Annotated in this window: 12 protein-coding genes; 3 read left to right on the top strand and 9 right to left on the bottom strand. The window is 62.5% G+C overall.

Going from position 1 to position 19,319, the window contains the following annotated elements; genetic code table 11:
* The first annotated feature begins 94 nt into the window (after positions 1–94).
* Complete coding sequence (locus VGD45_RS31535) at positions 95–1,078, top strand: AAA family ATPase (RefSeq protein ID WP_331159391.1); 984 nt, start codon at positions 95–97, stop codon at positions 1,076–1,078.
* A gap of 23 nt (positions 1,079–1,101) precedes the next feature.
* Here the strand turns inward: VGD45_RS31535 and VGD45_RS31530 are convergent, their stop codons facing one another.
* From VGD45_RS31530 to VGD45_RS31500, 7 genes are all read right to left on the bottom strand, one after another.
* The gene (locus tag VGD45_RS31530; protein ID WP_331159390.1) at positions 1,102–1,368 is read right to left on the bottom strand and encodes a hypothetical protein; all 267 of its coding nucleotides are present in this window, start codon (positions 1,366–1,368) and stop codon (positions 1,102–1,104) included.
* A 266-nt stretch (positions 1,369–1,634) separates the two neighbouring features.
* Positions 1,635–2,336 (bottom strand): DUF6901 family protein, encoded by a 702-nt coding sequence (locus VGD45_RS31525; protein WP_331159389.1) that lies wholly within the window; start codon positions 2,334–2,336, stop codon positions 1,635–1,637.
* The gene (ppnN, locus tag VGD45_RS31520) at positions 2,333–3,688 is read right to left on the bottom strand and encodes a nucleotide 5'-monophosphate nucleosidase PpnN (RefSeq protein ID WP_349263403.1); all 1,356 of its coding nucleotides are present in this window, start codon (positions 3,686–3,688) and stop codon (positions 2,333–2,335) included. The genes VGD45_RS31525 and ppnN overlap by 4 nt, the downstream gene beginning before the upstream one ends.
* A 76-nt stretch (positions 3,689–3,764) precedes the next feature.
* Positions 3,765–4,313 (bottom strand): L,D-transpeptidase family protein, encoded by a 549-nt coding sequence (locus tag VGD45_RS31515; protein ID WP_331159387.1) that lies wholly within the window; start codon positions 4,311–4,313, stop codon positions 3,765–3,767.
* A 175-nt stretch (positions 4,314–4,488) separates the two neighbouring features.
* A complete protein-coding gene (locus tag VGD45_RS31510; protein WP_331159386.1) occupies positions 4,489–4,842 on the bottom strand; it encodes a hypothetical protein in 354 nt (117 codons plus the stop codon).
* A gap of 32 nt (positions 4,843–4,874) precedes the next feature.
* The gene (locus tag VGD45_RS31505) at positions 4,875–7,076 is read right to left on the bottom strand and encodes a LysM peptidoglycan-binding domain-containing protein (protein ID WP_331159385.1); all 2,202 of its coding nucleotides are present in this window, start codon (positions 7,074–7,076) and stop codon (positions 4,875–4,877) included.
* Positions 7,077–7,363: 287 nt separating this feature from the next.
* The gene (locus tag VGD45_RS31500) at positions 7,364–10,498 is read right to left on the bottom strand and encodes a TonB-dependent receptor (protein WP_331159384.1); all 3,135 of its coding nucleotides are present in this window, start codon (positions 10,496–10,498) and stop codon (positions 7,364–7,366) included.
* Between the two features lie 451 nt (positions 10,499–10,949).
* Here VGD45_RS31500 and VGD45_RS31495 point away from each other — a divergent pair, with 451 nt between their 5' ends.
* Together VGD45_RS31495 and VGD45_RS31490 are read left to right on the top strand one after the other, a co-directional pair.
* Positions 10,950–13,331 (top strand): glycoside hydrolase family 3 N-terminal domain-containing protein, encoded by a 2,382-nt coding sequence (locus VGD45_RS31495; RefSeq protein ID WP_331159383.1) that lies wholly within the window; start codon positions 10,950–10,952, stop codon positions 13,329–13,331.
* 12 nt (positions 13,332–13,343) lie between these two features.
* On the top strand, positions 13,344–14,627 hold the full coding sequence (locus VGD45_RS31490; protein ID WP_331159382.1) for an MFS transporter: 1,284 nt from the start codon (positions 13,344–13,346) through the stop codon (positions 14,625–14,627).
* A 39-nt stretch (positions 14,628–14,666) separates the two neighbouring features.
* Here the strand turns inward: VGD45_RS31490 and VGD45_RS31485 are convergent, their stop codons facing one another.
* Positions 14,667–17,336, bottom strand: coding sequence for a glycoside hydrolase family 3 protein (locus VGD45_RS31485; RefSeq protein ID WP_331159381.1), 2,670 nt, complete (start codon positions 17,334–17,336; stop codon positions 14,667–14,669).
* A 2-nt stretch (positions 17,337–17,338) separates the two neighbouring features.
* Positions 17,339–19,309: a sialate O-acetylesterase gene (locus tag VGD45_RS31480; RefSeq protein WP_331159380.1), complete on the bottom strand. Its 1,971-nt coding sequence runs from the start codon at positions 19,307–19,309 to the stop codon at positions 17,339–17,341.
* Between the last annotated feature and the right edge of the window lie 10 nt (positions 19,310–19,319).

The following is a 19,319-nucleotide window of genomic DNA, read 5'->3' as shown; positions in this document are numbered from 1 at the left end:
TCGATGTGAGCCGACTCACAGCAACGGCAAGCACGGCCGGTGATGATCTTCACAGTCTTGAGCTTGCGGCGCCGCAGGGGGCTGCGTAGGCTGAATGACGACAAAATCCGTTAAGGAACTGGGCGCGGTAGCGGCGGACATGCACAAGATCGTCGTTTTGAATCCCAAGGGGGGCTCCGGCAAAACCACGATAGCGACCAATCTGGCCAGCTATTTCGCGGTGGAAGGATTGCGCCCGACCCTCATGGACATGGACGCCCAAGGGTCGAGCACGCATTGGCTCAGCAAGCGGAACAAGGAACAGCCCCTGATCCACGGCATCGCCGGTTTCGAACGTAATACCGGAGTCACCCGCAGTTTCGCCACTCGTCTGCCTCTGGATACACAGCGCCTGGTCGTGGATACGCCGGCGGCCTTCGAGCCCGAGAAGTTGCCCGACCTGACCCGGAACGCGACCGCCGTGCTGGTGCCGGTGCTGCCCTCGGACATCGACATTCACGCGGCCGCCAAGTGCATTTCCAACCTGCTGCTGATCGCCAAGATCCGGCGCGACGAACAACGCATCGCCGTGATCGCCAACCGGGTCAAGAAGCAGACGTTGATCTACAAGTCGCTGATGAAGTTTCTGGAGAACCTGCAGATCCCGGTGATCGCGACCTTGCGCGATTCGCAGGCATACATCCGTTCGGCGGAAATCGGCCAGGGTGTGTTCGAAATGAAGCCGACTTCGGTGCGCGAGGATCTGGAGCAATGGTTGCCGCTGGTGGGCTGGCTGGCGCAGCGTAAAGCGCTGAACATCGAGCCAGGCACGCCGGCGATTACTTCGGCGCTCACTTCGGCGCCCAAGGTCGCGACCACCACGCTCGAATCCATCGTCCCGCCGCCTGCCGCGGCGAAACCTTCCGTGTTCGCGCCTCCCAAGCCTGCCGACGTTCCTCGTCTCAGCCCGGAGGCGGTGATGAATGCTGTGGCGAGCCCTTCGAGCGCGCTCACCGCTCGTGGCAGCGGCGGCAGCTCGAAGTCCATCGAGCGCTCGGAGTCACTGCTGCCATCGTTGCTCCGGCGCGTGTTCGGCTGATTTTGCCGAAGCTCAGAGCGGGATTACTTCCCGCCCTTGTCCTTATCCCAGCTGCTTTTCACTTTGTCCGTCCAGCTCTTGTAGTTGGACCAGGTGTGCAGCGAGCGCGTGATGGCGGCATGCCGCGAGTTGCTCGGCTGAGCGCGGTCCAGCCAGTTGGCATTGGCAGCCGCGCGCGGATCGCGAGGCGGAGTACCGGCGCGCACGATCGCGCCCGCATTCTCACCCGTCCAAGCGCGGTGACGGCCAGTGGCGGTCATCTCGTCGATCTTCGTTTCGGTGGTGGTCATGTGCGATCTCCTGTTGGGAGCGACGTTACGGAGCACACACCATCCAAAAGAGGAACTACATCACAGCGATTGAGCGACGTCTCTAGAGTGCGACACCCATCGCAAGGGAACCGCTACTGACACTAGTGTCACGTCACAAAGTGGGCTGTATTTAACCGACGGTTATTCATTATTGGTCGTTGCTCGCGCCGTCGCGCGCAAAACACAGCGACGCACGCGCTGATTCAGCGGCGCGGCTGATAAATTTTTCGACACTTCCGAATGTTTTATTTCGCCGCGAGCAACGCAGCAAACGCCGGTTTGATCTCGTCGAGGATGTCGTGGATCGCCGCCGGCACCAGGCTGCTGTAAACATCGAGCAGCACGACGGCATTCACGATCGCATCCTGCCGGCTCGCCGCTCGCAAGCGCTGCGCCATGCCGCGGTTCACGGCGTGAACGCCGTGATAAACACGCTCCAGGTCTGCGAGCACGAAGTCAGCAGCGCCGCCTTCGCGAGCAGCATAGTGCTGAGCCAGCAGATACATCGAAGCGACTCGATACGCGGTCTCCGACTCGCTCGAAAACGGCAAATGGAAACGCGCCATGGGCCTGAACACCGCGGTTCGCGGACATCCGCTCGACGCCATAATCAAACCCATCAACGACGCCAGCGCCTGCTGAGCAGCCAGCGTCGCGACCACCTGGCGCTCTTCGCTCTCGACCGTCACGCGCACTTTGTCGTAGGAAACGATGTCGGTGAAGCCGTCGATCACGCCCGCGAGCTGCAAGGCCGCGGGACAGTGCGGCTTCTCGGCCGCGTTGAACGGGCAGCCGGTGCACTGATTGAACGCGAGCGCCGTCCACGCCGGCGGCTCGGCCACCTGCGGCGGCGACAGCTCGGCCGTGTCGCGATCCATTTCGAGCTCGAAGGCTCGTTCCTGGGAATCGGGGAACGTGAAACGGTAGGTAAGCGCGACCTTGCTCATGCGACCAGCCGGTAACAAGGCCGGTACTCGCCGGCCAGCTTCATGCGTTTTTGCCGCACGAAGGCCGACAGCAGCTCGTCGAGCAGCGTCATCACTTCCTTGTCACCGTGCAGTTCGAAAGGCCCGCGCGCTTCGATGGCGTGAATGCCGTTCTCCTTCACGTTGCCGGCGACGATGCCGGAGAACGCGCGGCGCAGATTGGCGGCCATCAGATGCGAGGGAAGATCCCGGCGCAGCTCGAGGCGAGCCATGGCCTCATGCGTCGGTTCGAAGGGCCGCTGGAAATCCTCGGGGATCTTCAGCAGCCAGTTGAAGTTGTATGCATCGCTTCGGGTGCGGCGATATTCGCGCACCGCTTCGATGCCCTTGAAGGCTTCGCGCGCGGCCTGCGGAGGATCGCCAATGACGATCTTGTACCGGCTGCGCGCGGTGTCGCCCAGCGTCGCACCGATGAAACGATCGATCTGGCCGAAATATTCGGCAGCCGACGGCGGGCCGGTGAAGATCACCGGCAGCGGCAGCTCGGCATTGGCCGGATCCAGCAGGATGCCGAGCAGGTACAGAATCTCTTCGGCCGTGCCGGCGCCCCCCGGAAACACGATGATGGCGTGCGCGCAGCGAACGAACGCTTCGAGACGCTTTTCGATGTCCGGCATGATGACCAGCTGGTTGACGATCGGATTCGGCGGCTCGGCGGCGATGATGCCGGGCTCGGTCATGCCGATGTAACGACCGTCGCGGATACGCTGCTTGGAATGACCGATGGTCGCGCCCTTCATCGGGCCCTTCATCGCGCCGGGGCCGCAACCGGTGCAGACGTTCAGCGCCCGCAAGCCGAGCTCGTAACCGACACGCTTGGTGTAGTCGTACTCCACCGTGCCGATGGAGTGGCCGCCCCAGCAGACCACCAGGTCGGGCCGGCCCTTGTAATCGAGGATCCGCGCGTTGCGCAGGATGTGATAGACGGCATTGGTGATGCTGGTCGGATCGGTCAGATCGAAGCGCTGGCTGCCGAGAATGGCGTCGTGGATGTACACGATGTCGCGCAGCACCGCGAACAGATGTTCCTTGATGCCGCGGATCATCGAGCCATCGACGAAGGCGCTCGCCGGGGCGTTCTTCACTTCGAGCTTCACGCCCCAGGCCTGCCGCCCGAACCGGATCTCGAAGTCCTTATAGCGATCGAAGATGGCGCGCACGTCGTCGGATTCGAGACCCGAGCTGAGCACCGCCAGCGCGCAGCGGCGGAACAGATCGTAAACGCCGCCCTGCCCCGAGTGGAGCAGCTGCTGCACTTCACGCTGCGAAAGATTTTCCAGGCTGCCTAGCGGCGAGACTCTGGCGTCGACCATTCCTTCGGGTTCGGCCTGGGTCACCGAGGCCGAGGCGCGTCCGTCATTGGACGGCGCCGTCACTTTGCACTCTCTTTCACGGCAAGATCTCTATGGGCGTGTCGGGCGGCGTCATCAACCAGATTTCCACCATGTCCGAATTGGACACGGCAATGCAGCCCTCGGTCCAGTCGACATTCGCGTAGTAGTCGCGGGACTTCTTCGGCGTGTTCGGCTGGCCATGAATCATGATCGCGCCGCCCGGACGCAGGCCCTGGGCGCGGGCGCGCCGCATGTCCTGATCGTTCGGGTAGTCGACCTGGATGGACAGAAAATATTCGCTGTTCGGGTTCCGGCGAGTCAGGCGATACGAGCCCTCGGGCGTGCGGAAGTCGCCTTCGAACTGCTTGTGCCCTTCCGGCCGCAGGCCCAGGGCGATTTTGAACGTGCGCAACGGCGCGCCATTGTTCATGAGGTAAAGCTTGCGCTCGGACTTACGGACCACGACCTTGTCCGCCAGCGGCAGGGCCGCTTCGACGCTGGAGGAGACCAGCGCGGAGGACTGGAGTGGCGTTTCCGCGCGCACCGAGGCGGCGGTGAGAAGAACCAACGAAGCGGTGACGAGAACGGCAATGTTTCGCGGCATAAGGGTGGCGACGGTCAACGCTGAGAGAGTATAGCTCGCTTGGGTCTTATGTCGGCTCGGCCCATCGTTCATTGAGGGAGATCGAGCCTGTAGGACATCCTCGACGTGCATCTTGGCGACACAGTGACGAAATACCGTGATTTGGATCACCAAGCCCGCGCGTCGTTCCTCTCGTTCAGTCTCCGGCCTCCAGCGTTATACCCGAGCATTCACGTAAGGCCGGGCCGGCATCGGCCCTGAGCCGGTATTTCCGGCCGCCAAACACCTCCACTTCCAGCGAATGCCGCGAAACGCTCTTGGTCTCGGCGATCCGGCAGTCGACCAGCAGCTTGTGCTGGCCTTCCAGCACTTCCACGGAAGTCTGGGTGAAGCCGATGTCGTGGCCATCGACCTGCCGCAACACCACTGTAATGGGCGATCCGGCCGTGACCACCGGGTCGCCGCTGATGCGGGCGACTTCGTCTCGATCGCGTTTGGGGCCGTCGTACAGTTGCGCGCTCATGCAGCCGCCCGCGGCGACGGCGAGCATGAGAATCGCTATCGATCGCACGGTTTTCAGGTTCAAGCCGACGGCTCCGACGACACACCTGTGGCTTCGACCAGCGGAATCACCAATCGTGCGCCGGGTTGCAGCGAGCCCAGGTCCAGATCCGGGTTGTACTGGCGCAGCAGCCAGATCGGAATGTTGTAGCGCTGCTGAGCCAGCACCCACACCGACTCGCCGCGCTTGATGACGTGATCGGTGGTGCCCTTGATGCGGAACTCGGTGAAGAAAGCCTCCTGCAGGGCACGGTGATACTCGGTGCGGCGCGCCTCGAACTGATCAGGCGTGACTTTGGAGAAGTCCAGCTTCACCTTGCGGCCGATGACCACCGGCGTCGCATAAGAGATACGGTTCAGCTGACGCAGCTGACTGGCGCGCACGTCGAGCCATTCTGCGTAGTGACCGAGAGTTTCGGCCGCCTGCACGATGATGATGTTCTTATCCTGGACGGTATAGTCGCTCGGGTCCGCCGAAGCGGCGGCCTGCGTACCAGGCACCAGCGCGGGACCGATCTCTTCAGCTTCACGCTCGGAGACAGGCTCGACGGCTTCAGCTTCGGACGGCGGCTCGCTGACAGCCGCTATGGTCGCGACCGGCACTTCGGCCTCGACCGGCGGCTTGGCGCGCGCCGAGGCGACCAGCGCCAGCACCTGACCTTCATAGATGAACTGACGGTTGCGGATGTTGTTCATCTCCATGAGCTGGTCTTCGGTCAGCCCATGCTTCTTTGCGATCTTACCCAGCGTGTCGCCACGTCGAACCACATAGCGCTCTGTGCCGACCACGCCGGTGGGCGGCGTCGGCTTCGCGGCCGGCTCGGGCGGCGGTGTTTCTTTCGGCGTCTGCGCGACGACGGCGGGACGACCGCCCTTTTCGGGAACGGCCAGCACCTGACCGACGCGCAGTCGATACGGACGCGCCAGATCGTTGAGGTCAGCCAGCGCCGCCACGCTCACGCCGTACTCGCTCGCGATCGCCGACAGCGTCTCGCCTCGTGAGACGCGATGCTGACCACCGCCGGCCAGCGCCACTTCGGCCGGCTCGGCAGCAGCGCCAGTGCTCAGCTTTGCCATCACGGATGTCAGATCGATATGCGACGGCACGCGGAACTCGTAACCACGTGGCACATGACGCGCGCCTTTCCAGACGGAATTCAGCAACGCGGGATTCAAGCGACGCAGATCTTCTCTATCCATATCGAGCGCGGCAGCGAGGCGGCTCGCCGGGATCGAGCTTGGCAAGAGCAAGACGCGACTCGTGTCGCGCGGATTGCGGCGGATTCCAGGAAAGAACTTCTCCGGGTTGGAATCGATTTCCAGCGCGGCCAGGAACGCGAGATAGAAATTGCGCGAAGCAAAGCCGAACGAGCGGCTGTTGTACTTGCGTACGATGGTGGTGATGTCGCTGGTGCCCAGCTGCTCCTGCGCGCGCTTCATGCCGCCAGGACCGTGGTTGTAAGCTGTCAGCGCCAACGGCCAGCTGCCAAGGATGATGTAGTTCTGCTCGAGGAAGCGAGCGGCCGCTTCGGTGGAGCGGTACGGATCGAGTCGCTCGTCCACTGCCGCATCGATTCGCAGGAAGCGACGGCCGGTGCTGCGCATGAACTGCCACATGCCCGCCGCGCCGACCTTGGAATAAGCGTACGTGTTGAATGACGATTCGACGTGAGGCAACGCCGCCAGCTCGCGCGGCAGGCCCATCTTTTCGAAGGTATCCGCGATGTGATCGTGCCATGCACCCGAGCGCACCAGACCTTCACGGAAACGATCAGCCTGGCCGAGCTGGAAACGCACTTCCTCGGACGCCTGCTCGAAGCGGGAGCGGCGCGTGCCCTTCGGCCAGAGCGCCTGAACGCGCAATTCATCTTCGCTCAAGTCCTCGGCGCCGCTCGCGAGCCGATCCAGGATGCGCGAGTACTTCTTCTTGGCGTCCTCGATGCGCTTGGAGCGCGTCTTGGGCGAGATGTCCGAGGGGAACTCGAGCACTTCGTAAACGATGCTCAGATCTTCCGGATCGTGCAGCAGACCGCCTTCAGTGGTGACTTCGGTGTAGACCCGGCGCCAGAAGGCGATGTCGGGCTCGAGCTCTGCCGGCCGGACGAAATGCTGGCTCGGCGTGCTGCTCGCGTGAGCGGGCGCAACCACGGCAATGGCGCCCAAGGTCAGGATGACCAGGGAGCTGAACAACAGCAGAGCGGACAGACGATGCGAAGTCTTCATGAAGCAGGCGTCGAACGGGGGATCACTGCGGGCAAGACTATGTAAAACCTCGGCGCTTGCACAGGGCTGCAGTTCGCAAATTGCGACACCCAAGGTCTACGCGATTCCCTGATATTTCGCCGAGGTCGTGGCGACGGTTGCAACGAGGCTCAGGCAATAAAAAAAGGCAGGAGGCGAATGCGACTCACGGGTTGCACCGCGAGCCGCGCCTCCTGCCATCCAGGTCGTCGGCGGGTCACCACCGGGGGTAAACGACAGCACCCCGCCGACGTAGCTCTCTCGATCCTTTAGAACCTCCCGCGCAGACCGACGATCACAGTGCGGCCCGCTTCATATTGGGTGAATGTGGCGTTGGAAAATTGGAAGTACTGACGCTGTTCGTCGTCGAACAGATTGACCACGTCCACCGTCAGCTGCGGCACGAAGTCCGACCAGCCGAACAGGGTGGAGAAGTCGAAGCTCGACGAGAAATCCCATTGCTCGTAGTCGTCGTTGAACAACGCCGCGGCCGGGATGCCGTTCTGGTTCAGACCCGAGGCCTGCGAGCCTTGCGCATAGGTCGTCGACAGACGCGCGCTCACGCCGTTCTTCTCGTAGTAGAACGTCGCGTTATAGGTTTCGGGCGCGACGCCCACCGCCACGGCAGGCACCTGACCCTCGCCCTTCTGATCGACGATGGTGTAGTTGGCGGTGAAGCCGAAGCCGTCGAGGCCGATGCCGGCGAGCAGGAAGTCGAGCGGCTGCACCCAGTTGAACTCGAGACCGTTCACCGTGAGACGACCGTCGGCATTGACCTGCTGATTCAACACCACCGTGGCCACGTCCGGACCGCCGCGGGAATTGATGGCCTGCTGCTGAGTCGGAGTCAGCGTGTCGAAGGTCACGCCAAATTCCGCCAGCGCGGCGAACGGCACCGTCGTGCCTTGCAGAATCGTGAAGCCTTCGATGCCCTTACGGAACGCCGTCACGCCGACGTAGCCTTCATCACCCGTGTAGTACTCGAAGCCCAGGTCGATGTTGTCCGACAGGAACGGATCGAGATCGCGGTTGCCGATGTTGCCGGTATCCGCCGAAGGACTGGAGAAGCTCAGTCCGGGCAGCAGATTGTTCGGATTCGGGCGAGTCATCGAGCGTGACAGCGCCACGCGCACGATCGCATTGTCGGCCACGCTCAGGGCGGCGTTGGCCGATGGCAGCCAGTTCTCGTAATCCTGCTTCTCCTCGCGGTAGCTCACCACGTTTGGATACAAAGCGCCGTCAGGCAGCGAAACGCCGTTCACCGTATTGCGCGGATCGCGTACGGACAGACGTCCGATTACGGTCTGGTCCGTTTTCACGTAGCGCACGCCGAGGTTGTAACGTAAACGCTTCTCGCCGACGTCCGTATCTCCGTTGACCTCGGTGTAGAAGCCGGTCGACTGTTCCTCGATCGTGCCGCCCGAGGCGCCCGTGTTCGCGCCACCCGCATCCGGGGCATTGGCGTGGAACTGCTCATACATTGAGTCGCGCACGAACCGATCCCAATCGGCTGTCACGAAACCCGCCGAGCTGGGACGCAGGTAGCTCGGCAAGGCCGCTTGAGGAATCAATGAACCCAGATAGCTGAAGGGCGGGAAGCCGGACGTGTAACCGGTCCCGTAGCCCGGATACGTCGGATAGCCGGCAGGCGCCGCTCCGGGTTGATTGAGGCCCGCGCAGGTCGGCTGTGTATTCGGCGCTTCCAGATACACGCTCGGCTGATTGCCGCACACCGCGTTCTGCCAGGCCTGGCTGTTGTCGAACGCGCGGATCTCTCTGGAAACATCGTCGTACGCGCCGCCGACGCTGACGCTGAACGCGCTGTCACCGAAGGTGAGGCTGGCGCGCGTGCCTTTGGTCTCGGTCTCGCGGCGCTCGTCCTGGATGTTCACTCGTCCGCCGCCCGCCCAGCCGAAGTTGGCGGGGTTGTTCAGATCCAGGCTGCTCTGAATGGTGGGAATGCCGCCGCCGTTGTTGTCGTACGTCACCGTCATGCCGGAATTCGGCGCGGTGATGGCCAGCAGCGTCGGCGACTCGCGATGGAACTCGCTCTTGGTGTAATTGGCCTGCCAGTCGAACGACAGGCGGTCGGTCATCTGCCAGGTGAAGCCCGGATTGGCGCCGACGAAATCCACCTCTTCGGTGTAGGGACGATATTCGAGGAACGCCTGCGCGTTGGCGAACGTGCCGCTGGTGACCACGCAGCCTTGCGAGCAATCCGCCCGATCGACCTGCAGGTTCAGTGGAATGGCCCCGCCGTTGCGCCCGACCCAGTTCATGTCGATGCGCTCCAGATCGTTTTCCTTCTTGCCGTACATCGTGTCGAGGTAGGCATGGAAGTCGTCGTTGGGCCGGAATTCGAAGCTGGCGATGGCGTTGTAACGATCGCGATCGCCTTCGATGACCGCGGGCCGGCCCAGACGCGGAATGATCGCGTTGTCGATCTGTTCCAGCGTCAAGCCAGGATTGTTCGCCAGCAGGAACTCACGGTTGATCACCGCGCCCGGCGTCAGGCCGTTGCCCGCGTTAGTGGGCACTACGCCCGGAATCGTGAAATTGCCGCCGCCAGTCGTATTGCAGCGGTCTCCGGCCGCGGGTCTGCATTGCGCGTTCTCCGGGAGAACGGGGTTGGTGGTCGAAGTGCTGGGCGTGACCAGATTTGGATTGGTCCAGCCGATGGTCTCGAAGCCCGTGGTTTTCACCCGGTTGTGCACGCCAGCCACGCCGACCAGCGCGCCGAAGCTGCCCCACGTGTTGCTCGCTACCAATGAGCCGCGGCCACCCATGCCATCGGCATTGCTGTTGTCGATGCCTTGCACCGAATAGGCGATGTGCCCGCCTTCGTTATCGAACGGGCGCGCGCTGCGCATGTTCACCGTGCCAGCCGCGCCGCCTTCGAGCATCGCAGCCGTCGGCGTCTTGCTCACGGTCAGTTGCGAGAACAATTCGGTAGGAAACAAATCCAGATCGACTTCGCGATTGGTGCTTTGTGCGTCGGTTCGGCCGGTGGAGGCCACCGCGACTGGCGCGCCGTTCAGCAATACTTTGGTGAAGTCCGTGCCGAGGCCGCGGATCGCGATGTTCAAGCCTTCGCCGGAAGTCTCACGACTTATGGTGATGCCGGGAATACGATTGAACGATTCCGCGATGTTTGTATCCGGAAACTTGCCGATGTCCTCGGCGAAGATTGCATCGACGAAGCCCACGGCATCGCGCTTGGCTGCCGTCGAGTTTTCCAAGCTTTGGCGGAAGCCGGTGACGACGACCTCCTCCAGCGCAGCACTATCGGCGGCCGCGGTTTCCTGAGCCTGCGCGAGCTGCGCGTGACCCAGAACTGCGGCGATACAAATGCTCAGAGCCTTACTGCGGGCCGTGCGCTCCGCGTACGGTTTGCGAGTGTTCACAATCCCCTCCGTTGACGGTCGATATGAGCAGAGCGCCGAGTGGCGCAGCCAGGACACAGGGAGGGATTCCGCAGCCGCTGCGGCAAGCGATAACAAAGAGCCGAGGCGTACGCATCGTTCTCTCCCCCTGCAAACAATTCGATCTTTATTCTGGCCACCCGCTGTCGGCGAAGGCCGACTCACGAGGGCGATTTGATGATAGCGCTCACAATTCCAGAAATGCAACCAACGTCTCGCGAACCCCGTCTCGGTCTCGACACGCGCTCGCGGAGGGCCCGCTGATGCGTGCTTACAACGGGGCAAAAATCTTCTAAAACTCCGACTATTTAACGATGATGCCGGCGCGCGACGCGCTGGCAGCGGTGCTTCCCGGAAGGATTTCTCAACGGCGGTTGACCCCAGGGGGCGGGCCGGGTTAATGATAACGTTATCAACCTAGAATCAACGAACGATGGCGAGCATTTTTTATCCGGCCAGGGCTGGCCGGCACGCGCGTAATCTTGGTGTGTTGATCGCAGCGGTGCTGGTTGCAGCGGGCGCGTCGGCGCAGTCGAAAACCGAACGTCCACCCTACAAAGATCCCTCGCTTCCCGTCGAGCAGCGCGTACAAGACCTGCTATCGCGCATGACGCTGGAAGAAAAGATCGCGCAGATCACCGCGGTCTGGAGTAAGAAGAACGATCTGCTCGACGCCAATGGCAAGTTCAATCCGGACGCGGCCAAACGTTTGTATCCGGCGGGCATCGGCCACTTCACGCGGCCCAGCGATCGTCAGGACGTCGGCAGCCCGTTCAAAACGCCCTTTCTCGATGCACGCCAGACGGTCGAATTGACCAACGCGATTCAGCGCCACGCGACTCGCAACACTCGCCTGGGCATTCCGGTGCTGTTCCATGAAGAAGGACTGCACGGTTATCAGGCGCGCGGGGCGACTCATTTTCCGCAGTCGATTGCGCTCGCCAGCAGCTGGGATCCTGCGTTGCTCGAACGAGTGTTCACCGTCGTCGCTCGCGAGATTCGCGCACGCGGCGCTCAGCTCGTCCTTGCACCGGTTGTAGACGTAGCACGCGATCCGCGTTGGGGCCGCATCGAAGAAACATATGGTGAAGATCCTTATCTCGTCAGCACGCTGGGCGTAGCGGCGGTACAGGGCTTTCAGGGTAAGACGTTGCCGCTCGGCAAAGATCGCGTGTTCGCCACACTCAAACACATGACGGGTCACGGCCAGCCCGAGAGCGGCAGCAACGTCGGCCCGGCGAATATTTCCGAGCGCATCCTGCGCGAAGTGTTCTTCCCGCCGTTTAAGGCAGCAGTCGCCGCCAACGCGCAGGCGGTGATGGCTTCATATAACGAGATCGACGGCGTGCCTTCGCACGTCAATCGCTGGCTGCTGCAGGACATCCTGCGAGGCGAGATGGGCTTCAAAGGCGCAGTGGTCAGCGACTACTTCGCGATCAAAGAGCTCATCGACGTGCATCACACGACGACGGATCCCGTCGCCGCAGCCGTTCGCGCGCTGAAAGCAGGCGTTGCCTCCGATCTTCCTAACGGCGAGAGTTACGCGTTGCTGCCAAAGGCGCTGGCCGAAGGCCGCGTCCAGCAGGCGGACATCGACAAAGCCGTCGCAGACATGCTGCGCCTCAAGTTCCTCGCGGGCTTGTTCGAAGCTCCGTATGCCGATGTGAAGTATGCTGAATCGATCACTGACAACGCCGAAGCTCGTGCCTTGGCGCTGGAAGCTGCGCGCAAGTCGGTCGTACTGCTGAAGAACGACGGCGTGCTTCCGCTGCGTGCGGACGGCCTGAAGACCGTGGCGGTCATCGGCCCGAATGCTGCCCGGGTCGAGCTGGGCGGTTATTCAAATGTTCCCAGGCGCGTGATCACTTTGCTCGATGGGGTCAAAGCAAAACTGGGTGAGCGTGTGAACGTCGTCTCCGCGGAAGGCGTGCGCCTCACCGAACAAGGCGATTGGTACGAAGACGAAGTCATTCGCACCAAGCGCGAAGACAATCTCGAACGTATCAAAGAGGCCGTGAAAGTCGCGCAAGGCGCCGACGCGATTGTGCTCGCCATCGGCGGCAGCAGCGCGCTACATCGTGAAGCCTGGGCGAAGAATCATCTGGGCGACAGCCTGACGCTGGGCCTGACCGGCGAACAGAACGAGCTCGCGCAAGCGATGTTTGCTCTCGGCAAGCCGGTCGTCGTGGTGTTGATCAACGGTCAGCCGCTGTCCATCCCGCACATCGTCGAAAAGGCCAACGGCGTGATCGAGGCCTGGTATCTGGGCCAGGAAGGCGGCACCGCGCTCGCGGACATCTTGTTCGGCGACGCCAATCCGGGCGGCAAGCTGCCCGTGACGGTCGCGCGGGACATCGGCCAGCTGCCGTTCTTCTACAATCAGAAGCCGAGCGCGCATCGCGGCTATCATTTCGAGTCCAAGGAGCCGCTGTTCTCGTTCGGCTTCGGTCTGTCGTACACCACATTCGAGCTGGGCGAGCCCAAGCTGTCCAGCGCGCGCATCGGCGTCGACGACACAGTCAAGGTCTCGGTGGATGTGCGCAATACTGGCGGGCGGCAGGGCGACGAAGTCGTTCAGCTGTATGTGCGCGACGTGGCCAGCTCGATCACCCGTCCGGTGAAAGAGCTCAAGGGATTCCGCCGGGTGTCATTGCAACCGGGCGCGGCGACGACGGTCGAATTTACTCTCGCCAGGGAGGCGTTCGCTTACTGGAACGAGGAGATGAAATACGTGATCGAGCCTGGCGAATTCAGCATCATGACCGGTCCCAATTCGGTCGATCTCAAATCCGCTACACTGACCGTCACGGATTAACCGGCGATGGTCATGCAATCTACCGAAGCTACTGTTACCAATGCAGTCGACGCGCCCGTCGGCCGCTACCGATGGCGCATCTGCGCACTGTTGCTCGCCGCCACCACGATCAACTACATCGACCGCCAAGTGCTCGGCGTGCTCGCTCCCGAGCTGCAAAAGGTCTTTGCATGGAGCGAAGTCCAGTACGGCTACATCATCACTTGCTTTCAGGCCGCCTATGCCATCGGGCTGGTCACGGCGGGGGCGGTGATCGATCGACTGGGCACGCGATTGGGCTATGCACTCGCGATTTGCGTGTGGAGCCTGGCCGCGATGAGCCACGCGCTGGTGGGCAGCGTCGTAGGCTTTGCAATGGCGCGCTTCGCACTCGGCCTGGGCGAAGCGGGCAACTTCCCAGCGGCGCTCAAGACAGTCGCCGAGTGGTTTCCCCGGCGTGAGCGCGCATTCGCGACCGGCATTTTCAATTCAGGTTCCAACATCGGCGCCATCGTCGCGCCGCTGACCGTGCCCATCGTCGCAGTGACGTGGGGCTGGCAAGCGGCATTCCTCGTCACTGGCCTTCTGAGCGCCGCGTGGCTGACGACCTGGCTCATCAGCTATCGTCCGCCGGAACAACATCCGAAACTGAGCGCGTCCGAGCTGGCGTTGATCCGCAGCGATCCACCGGAGCCCACGGAAAAAGTACCTTGGTCAAGCCTGCTGCAGTATCGCCAGACCTGGGCGTTCCTGATCGGCAAGTTCATGACCGATCCGATCTGGTGGTTCTTCCTGTTCTGGTTGCCGAAGTACTTGAACAAGGAATATGGCTTGACCCTGCTCGCCCTCGGCGCGCCGCTGGTCGCGATCTACGTGTTGGCGGATATCGGCAGTATCGCCGGCGGCTGGGTGGCAGGACGTTTCATCAAGATGGGCTGGAGCGTGAATCGGGCGCGCAAGACCGCGATGCTGATCTGCGCACTGTGCGTAGTGCCGGTCGTGTTCGTGTCTCAGGTGCAGAACGTGTGGGTCGCCGTTGCGTTGATCGGCCTGGCGACCGCGGGTCACCAGGGCTGGTCGGCGAATATTTTTACGCTGCCTTCCGATATGTTCCCAAGACGCACCGTCGCGTCGGTGGTTGGCATTGGCGGCTTTGGCGGCGCGGTGGGCGGCATGATGATTGCCACGTTCACCGGCTTCCTGCTCGAAGCCACCAACAGTTATGTGCCGCTGTTCATCATAGCTGCGACGGCTTATCTGCTGGCGCTGGGCGTGATCCACCTGCTCGTTCCGAAGCTCGAGCCCGCTCGCGTCTGAACTCAGCGGGGCACGCCGATGGCGTGCCCCTGCTTCATATCAACGCTTCACTTCGAACGTCTGGCGCGCACGAATGTCGGCGCTCGATGCGCCGATCTGCACTTCGTACTTGCCGGCATCTACCGCGTAACGATCGGCGTCCACGTCGTAGTGGCGCAAATCGTTAGCTGGCTTCAGCGTGAAGCTCACGCTACTCGTCTCGCCTGGCTTCAACGCCACGCGCTTGACGCCTCGCAGGTCCTTGTTCGCGTGCGGCCGCTTGGACTCCAGCGGCGCGACGTAAAGCTGCACCACTTCCTCGCCCGCGCGCGACCCCGCGTTCTTGATAGTGATCGACGCTTGTAACGATCCATCGGCAGCGATGCTCGCGCTGTCGAGCTTCAAGTTCGAATATTCGAACCGCGTGTACGACAAGCCGTGACCGAACGGATACAACGGTTGCCCCGTGAAGTAACGATATGTGCGCCCCTGCATCGCATAGTCGTCGAACGCCGGCAGCTTCTCGTTCTCTTTGTAGAACGTGACTGGCAGCCGGCCCGATGGATTCGTTTGACCGAACAACACATCCGCGACCGCGTTGCCGCCACGTTGCCCCGGATACCACGCCATCACGATGGCCGGCAGACGCTGTTGCGCCCAATCGACGGCCAGCGCCGAACCGCCAGTTAAGACGAGCGCGACGGGCTTGCCCGTCGCATGCAGCGCCTCGAGCAACTTCCGCTGACTTTCGGGCAAACGCAGATCGGTGCGATCGCCGCCGGCGAAGCCGGGATAGTTCACCTTCATCTCTTCGCCTTCGACGTCGCCCGTCAGGCCACCGACGAAAACGACGGCGTCCGCCGCGCGAGCTGCGTCCAGTGCTTCTTCGAAGGGCGGCTTCCAGCCGGGACGCCGCCAGCTGAGCCGGACCTCGGCGTCGCGGAGGTCTTCGAAGTATTCGAGTTTGATCTTATAGGCGCGTCCGGCTTCGAGATCGACGTTGACGCTGTGACTGCGCACGCGCTCGCTCGGCTCCCAGCCGTTCACGATCAAGCGGTCGTCGAGATACAAGCGAACGCCGTCGTTCGCAGCGACCGCGATCTCATATTTGCCCGAGGTCGGCGGCAACAGCTCACCCGTCCAGCGCACGCTGAAGTTGTCGCCGGCAAGCGCCTGCGCGCTCGACAGCTCGCCTCGCGCAGCGAGATCGTCGGTCGGAGCGCCACGGTCCCAGAGGAACGCGATACGCGAATCGACCCGGGTCATCACGGGCGCGCCGGCGAAATCACGGCCGCGGAAATATTCGCCCTTGAGGCCTTGCTGCTTCGAGCCAGCTTCGGGGCGCATGAAATTCGCTTCGATCAGCGGAATGGAGCGCGGCTCTTCGCGCCCTTGAACCAGATCCGCACCCCGCGAATAAAGGACCTTGGTCTGCGGTCCCACCGCTGCACGAATGCCTTCCAGAATCGTCACCGGCGCAGCGGGCGTGCCGTAGTAATTGCCGAGCAGCGACATGACTTCGTCGGCCGTCGGACCGATCACCGCCAATGTTTTGATATTTCTCGATAACGGCAGCATGCTCTCGTTCTTCAGCAGAACGATGGACGACTGTGCCGCGCGTCGAGCCAGTTGATCGTGCTTCGGAGCTTGATTCACCGAGTACGGAATCTGCGCCCAACGCACTTTCTCCGGGGGATCGAACATGCCGAGTTGGAAGCGTGTGAGCATCAGGCGGCGCAACGCGCCGTCGATTTCAGCTTCCGTAATCAGCTTCTGCTTCACGGCGGGCAGCAAGGCGTCGTAGGTCTTGCCGCAATCCAGATCGCAGCCGTAACGCACTCCCAGCGCCGCCGCTTCCGGCGCAGTTGCGACGATCTTGTGATGTTTGAAGATGTCTTCGATGGAGTCGCAGTCCGACACGACGTAACCATCGAAGCCCCAATCCTTACGCAGAATCTGCTGGAGCAGCCGCGGGCTGGCAGAAGCAGACTCGCCGTAAACACGGTTGTAAGCGCCCATCACCGATGCGACGCCGGCTTCCTGCACCAAAGCCTGGAATGCAGGCAGATACGTCTCGTACAGATCGCGCTCGCTGGGATGCACGTCGAAATGATGACGGTCGGCCTCGGGACCACTGTGAACCGCGAAATGCTTCGCGGTGGCGTCGACCTTGCGATATTTCGGATCGTCGCCTTGCAGGCCTTTCACGAAAGCGACGCCCATGCGCGCCGTGAGCCAAGGATCCTCGCCGTATGTTTCCTGGCCCCTGCCCCACCTTGGATCGCGGAAGATGTTGATGTTGGGCGACCAGAACGTCAGCCCCTGATAGCGGCCGCGCAAGTTACGACGCGCGAACTCATGATGCTTGGCGCGCGCCTCGTCGCTGATGACAGTGGCGATCTCATACATCATCTTCTCGTCGAAGCTGGCGGCCAGACCGATGGCCTGTGGAAAGACCGTCGCGGCTCCGGCGCGCGCGACGCCATGCAACGCCTCGTTCCACCACTCGTATGCCGGGACGCCAAGCCGCGGAATCGCGGGCGCGTTGTTGCCGAGCTGCGCGATCTTCTCCTCCAAAGTCATATGCGAGACCAGATCGGCCGCGCGCTCTTCGAAGGACTTGTTCAGATCCTTATATGCCGGCTCGTCCGCGAGAGCCGCCGACGAAACGGCCAGCAGCGCGGCGATGACGGTGGCGAGCTTGGTCGTTCCTGACTTCGTGGGGCGCATGGTTATCGATCCCCATCGACCGCTATCTGAAACGGACCGGCCGGCAATGGCGCTTCGTCGTATAGGGTGCATACCGGGCTGTCGGCCCAGCAAAAACGAACGCGCGTGGCGGAGGCGGCGTTCGCGCTCTTCAGCAGCACGCGCTGCCCCTGAATGGTGGCTTCGGCAAACTCACAAGTGTTCGCAGCAGCGCCGCACGTTTCGAAACCGATGGGTCGGATCGCGCTATACGCGACGAGCTTGCCTGTGACATCGGTGAACTCGACCGCCACAGCCTTGCCCTCTCGACGTGCGCTGACAGGCACAGGCCCCGACGGCGGAGCCTCATCCTTGTAGATGACATGCCGAACAGCGCGAGCGAGACGCCGCGCGACTTCTTGTTTGTTTGCTGGATGCACATCGGTGCGCTCACCGAGATCGATGGCGACCGCGAGACCGGCGTTCGCGTCCTCTTTCACCGCCAGCCGCTGCGCCTCGCGCAACGTCGCCCACCCGCTTTCAGTGGGCCGCGTCGAAGCGGCACCATAGCCCGCCAGCTGCACGACGAAGATCGGCAGGTCCGCACCAAACTGACTACGCCAGTCCGCCATGAAGCGCGTCAGTTGCGCCTGATACTGATCCGCTTCCGCTGTATCGGTGTTCGATTCGCCCTGATACCAGGCGACACCGCGCAACGAGAGGTTAGACAGCGGCGCAATCATGCCGTTGTTGATGATGCCCAGACCGGCAACGGCTTCCCAAGGCGCTCGCGGCGGGAACGCCGCATTTTCCGGGGGCTGTAGGTAACGCCACTCTTTGTTCAGCACGACACTTGAGCCATCGGCGAACTTGAGCGCGCGACTCTCGGCCGGACCGGGCAAGCCGCCATTCGAGTACGTATCGAGCACGGTGAGAACGATGGAGTTTTCGCCAGCGCGCAAAACATTCGCCGGCAGCTGATATGACCTTTCGTTGCCCGGACCGGCGGCGCCCACCAGCCGTCCATTGACCCAGACCTGATCGGACTCGTCGACGCGACCTACGGCGAGCGTCGCCTTCTGCGCTGCTTGCGCCTTGGTCAAAGTCACATTGGTTCGATACCACAGCATGCCGTCGTACTTCGCCAACTCCGGCACGCCCCATTCTTCCCAGTAACCGCGCTCCATCGGCGCGACCTTCCAATCGCCGCGAGGCTTCGCGCTCCAGGGCTCTGTGCCTGCGCGATCTTTCGTACGATCACGCCACCAGGCTTCCCAAATGGCGCCCCACTTCGCGGCTCCAGCTGTAGGATCCTTGGCTGAAGCCTCGAGTGCCTCCAAGCCGCGCTCGTAACCGCCCATCGAGCGCAGAGCGCCAGCCGACATCCACGATTGAATTTTCGATCCGCCCCATGCCGCGGCGATCAATCCCATCGGGACCTTGTCCTTCTTCTGCAGCTCGCGCGCCATATACAAACAGACGGCCGAAAAATCCGGCACGGTCTTGGGCGACGCCTTGAGCCATTGCACCTCGCCGGCAAATCCATACTGCGGAGATGGGTTGCTCGCCAGCGGCACGGTGAGCATGCGAATGGAATCGTTGCTGGAGTTCAGGATCTCCGATCTCGAGTCGAGCGCGCGATGCACCTGCAGGACCATGTTGGACTGGCCCGAGCACAGCCACACGTCGCCGATCATCACATCGTCGACGACCTGCTTTTCGCCTGAAGCCGCGGTGACGGTCAGCTGATACGGCCCGCCCGCGCTCATGCTGGGCAGGCTCGACCGCCATTGTCCGGACGAATCGGCCTGAGCCTTGGAGGTCGCGCTCCCCAGACTCACCGTTAACGCTTCGCCCGGTGCGGCGCGGCCCCAGACGTTGATGTTCTTGTCCCGTTGCAGGACCACGTGATCCTGAAACAAGTCGTGCAGCAACGGAGCCGCGCTTGCGGCGTGGGCCAGCAACGCGCCGGCCACAAACAATCCGTGACGAAGGCAGCGAACGCTGGCTCTCATATTGGCGATG

Source organism: Steroidobacter sp., from assembly GCF_036402275.1.
Taxonomy (GTDB): domain Bacteria; phylum Pseudomonadota; class Gammaproteobacteria; order Steroidobacterales; family Steroidobacteraceae; genus Steroidobacter.
The sequence above is the reverse complement of the archived record's forward strand: the minus strand, read 5'-3'. Positions and strand labels throughout refer to the sequence as shown.

What these genes read in the sequence shown, in the direction of transcription:
- VGD45_RS31535 (WP_331159391.1), top strand. Translation starts at nt 95, where the DNA reads ATGACGACAAAATCCGTTAAGGAACTGGGCGCGGTAGCGGCGGACATG.
- VGD45_RS31530 (WP_331159390.1), bottom strand. Translation starts at nt 1,368, where the DNA reads ATGACCACCACCGAAACGAAGATCGACGAGATGACCGCCACTGGCCGT.
- VGD45_RS31525 (WP_331159389.1), bottom strand. Translation starts at nt 2,336, where the DNA reads ATGAGCAAGGTCGCGCTTACCTACCGTTTCACGTTCCCCGATTCCCAG.
- ppnN (WP_349263403.1), bottom strand. Translation starts at nt 3,688, where the DNA reads ATGGTCGACGCCAGAGTCTCGCCGCTAGGCAGCCTGGAAAATCTTTCG.
- VGD45_RS31515 (WP_331159387.1), bottom strand. Translation starts at nt 4,313, where the DNA reads ATGCCGCGAAACATTGCCGTTCTCGTCACCGCTTCGTTGGTTCTTCTC.
- VGD45_RS31510 (WP_331159386.1), bottom strand. Translation starts at nt 4,842, where the DNA reads ATGCTCGCCGTCGCCGCGGGCGGCTGCATGAGCGCGCAACTGTACGAC.
- VGD45_RS31505 (WP_331159385.1), bottom strand. Translation starts at nt 7,076, where the DNA reads ATGAAGACTTCGCATCGTCTGTCCGCTCTGCTGTTGTTCAGCTCCCTG.
- VGD45_RS31495 (WP_331159383.1), top strand. Translation starts at nt 10,950, where the DNA reads ATGGCGAGCATTTTTTATCCGGCCAGGGCTGGCCGGCACGCGCGTAAT.
- VGD45_RS31490 (WP_331159382.1), top strand. Translation starts at nt 13,344, where the DNA reads ATGCAATCTACCGAAGCTACTGTTACCAATGCAGTCGACGCGCCCGTC.
- VGD45_RS31485 (WP_331159381.1), bottom strand. Translation starts at nt 17,336, where the DNA reads ATGCGCCCCACGAAGTCAGGAACGACCAAGCTCGCCACCGTCATCGCC.
- VGD45_RS31480 (WP_331159380.1), bottom strand. Translation starts at nt 19,309, where the DNA reads ATGAGAGCCAGCGTTCGCTGCCTTCGTCACGGATTGTTTGTGGCCGGC.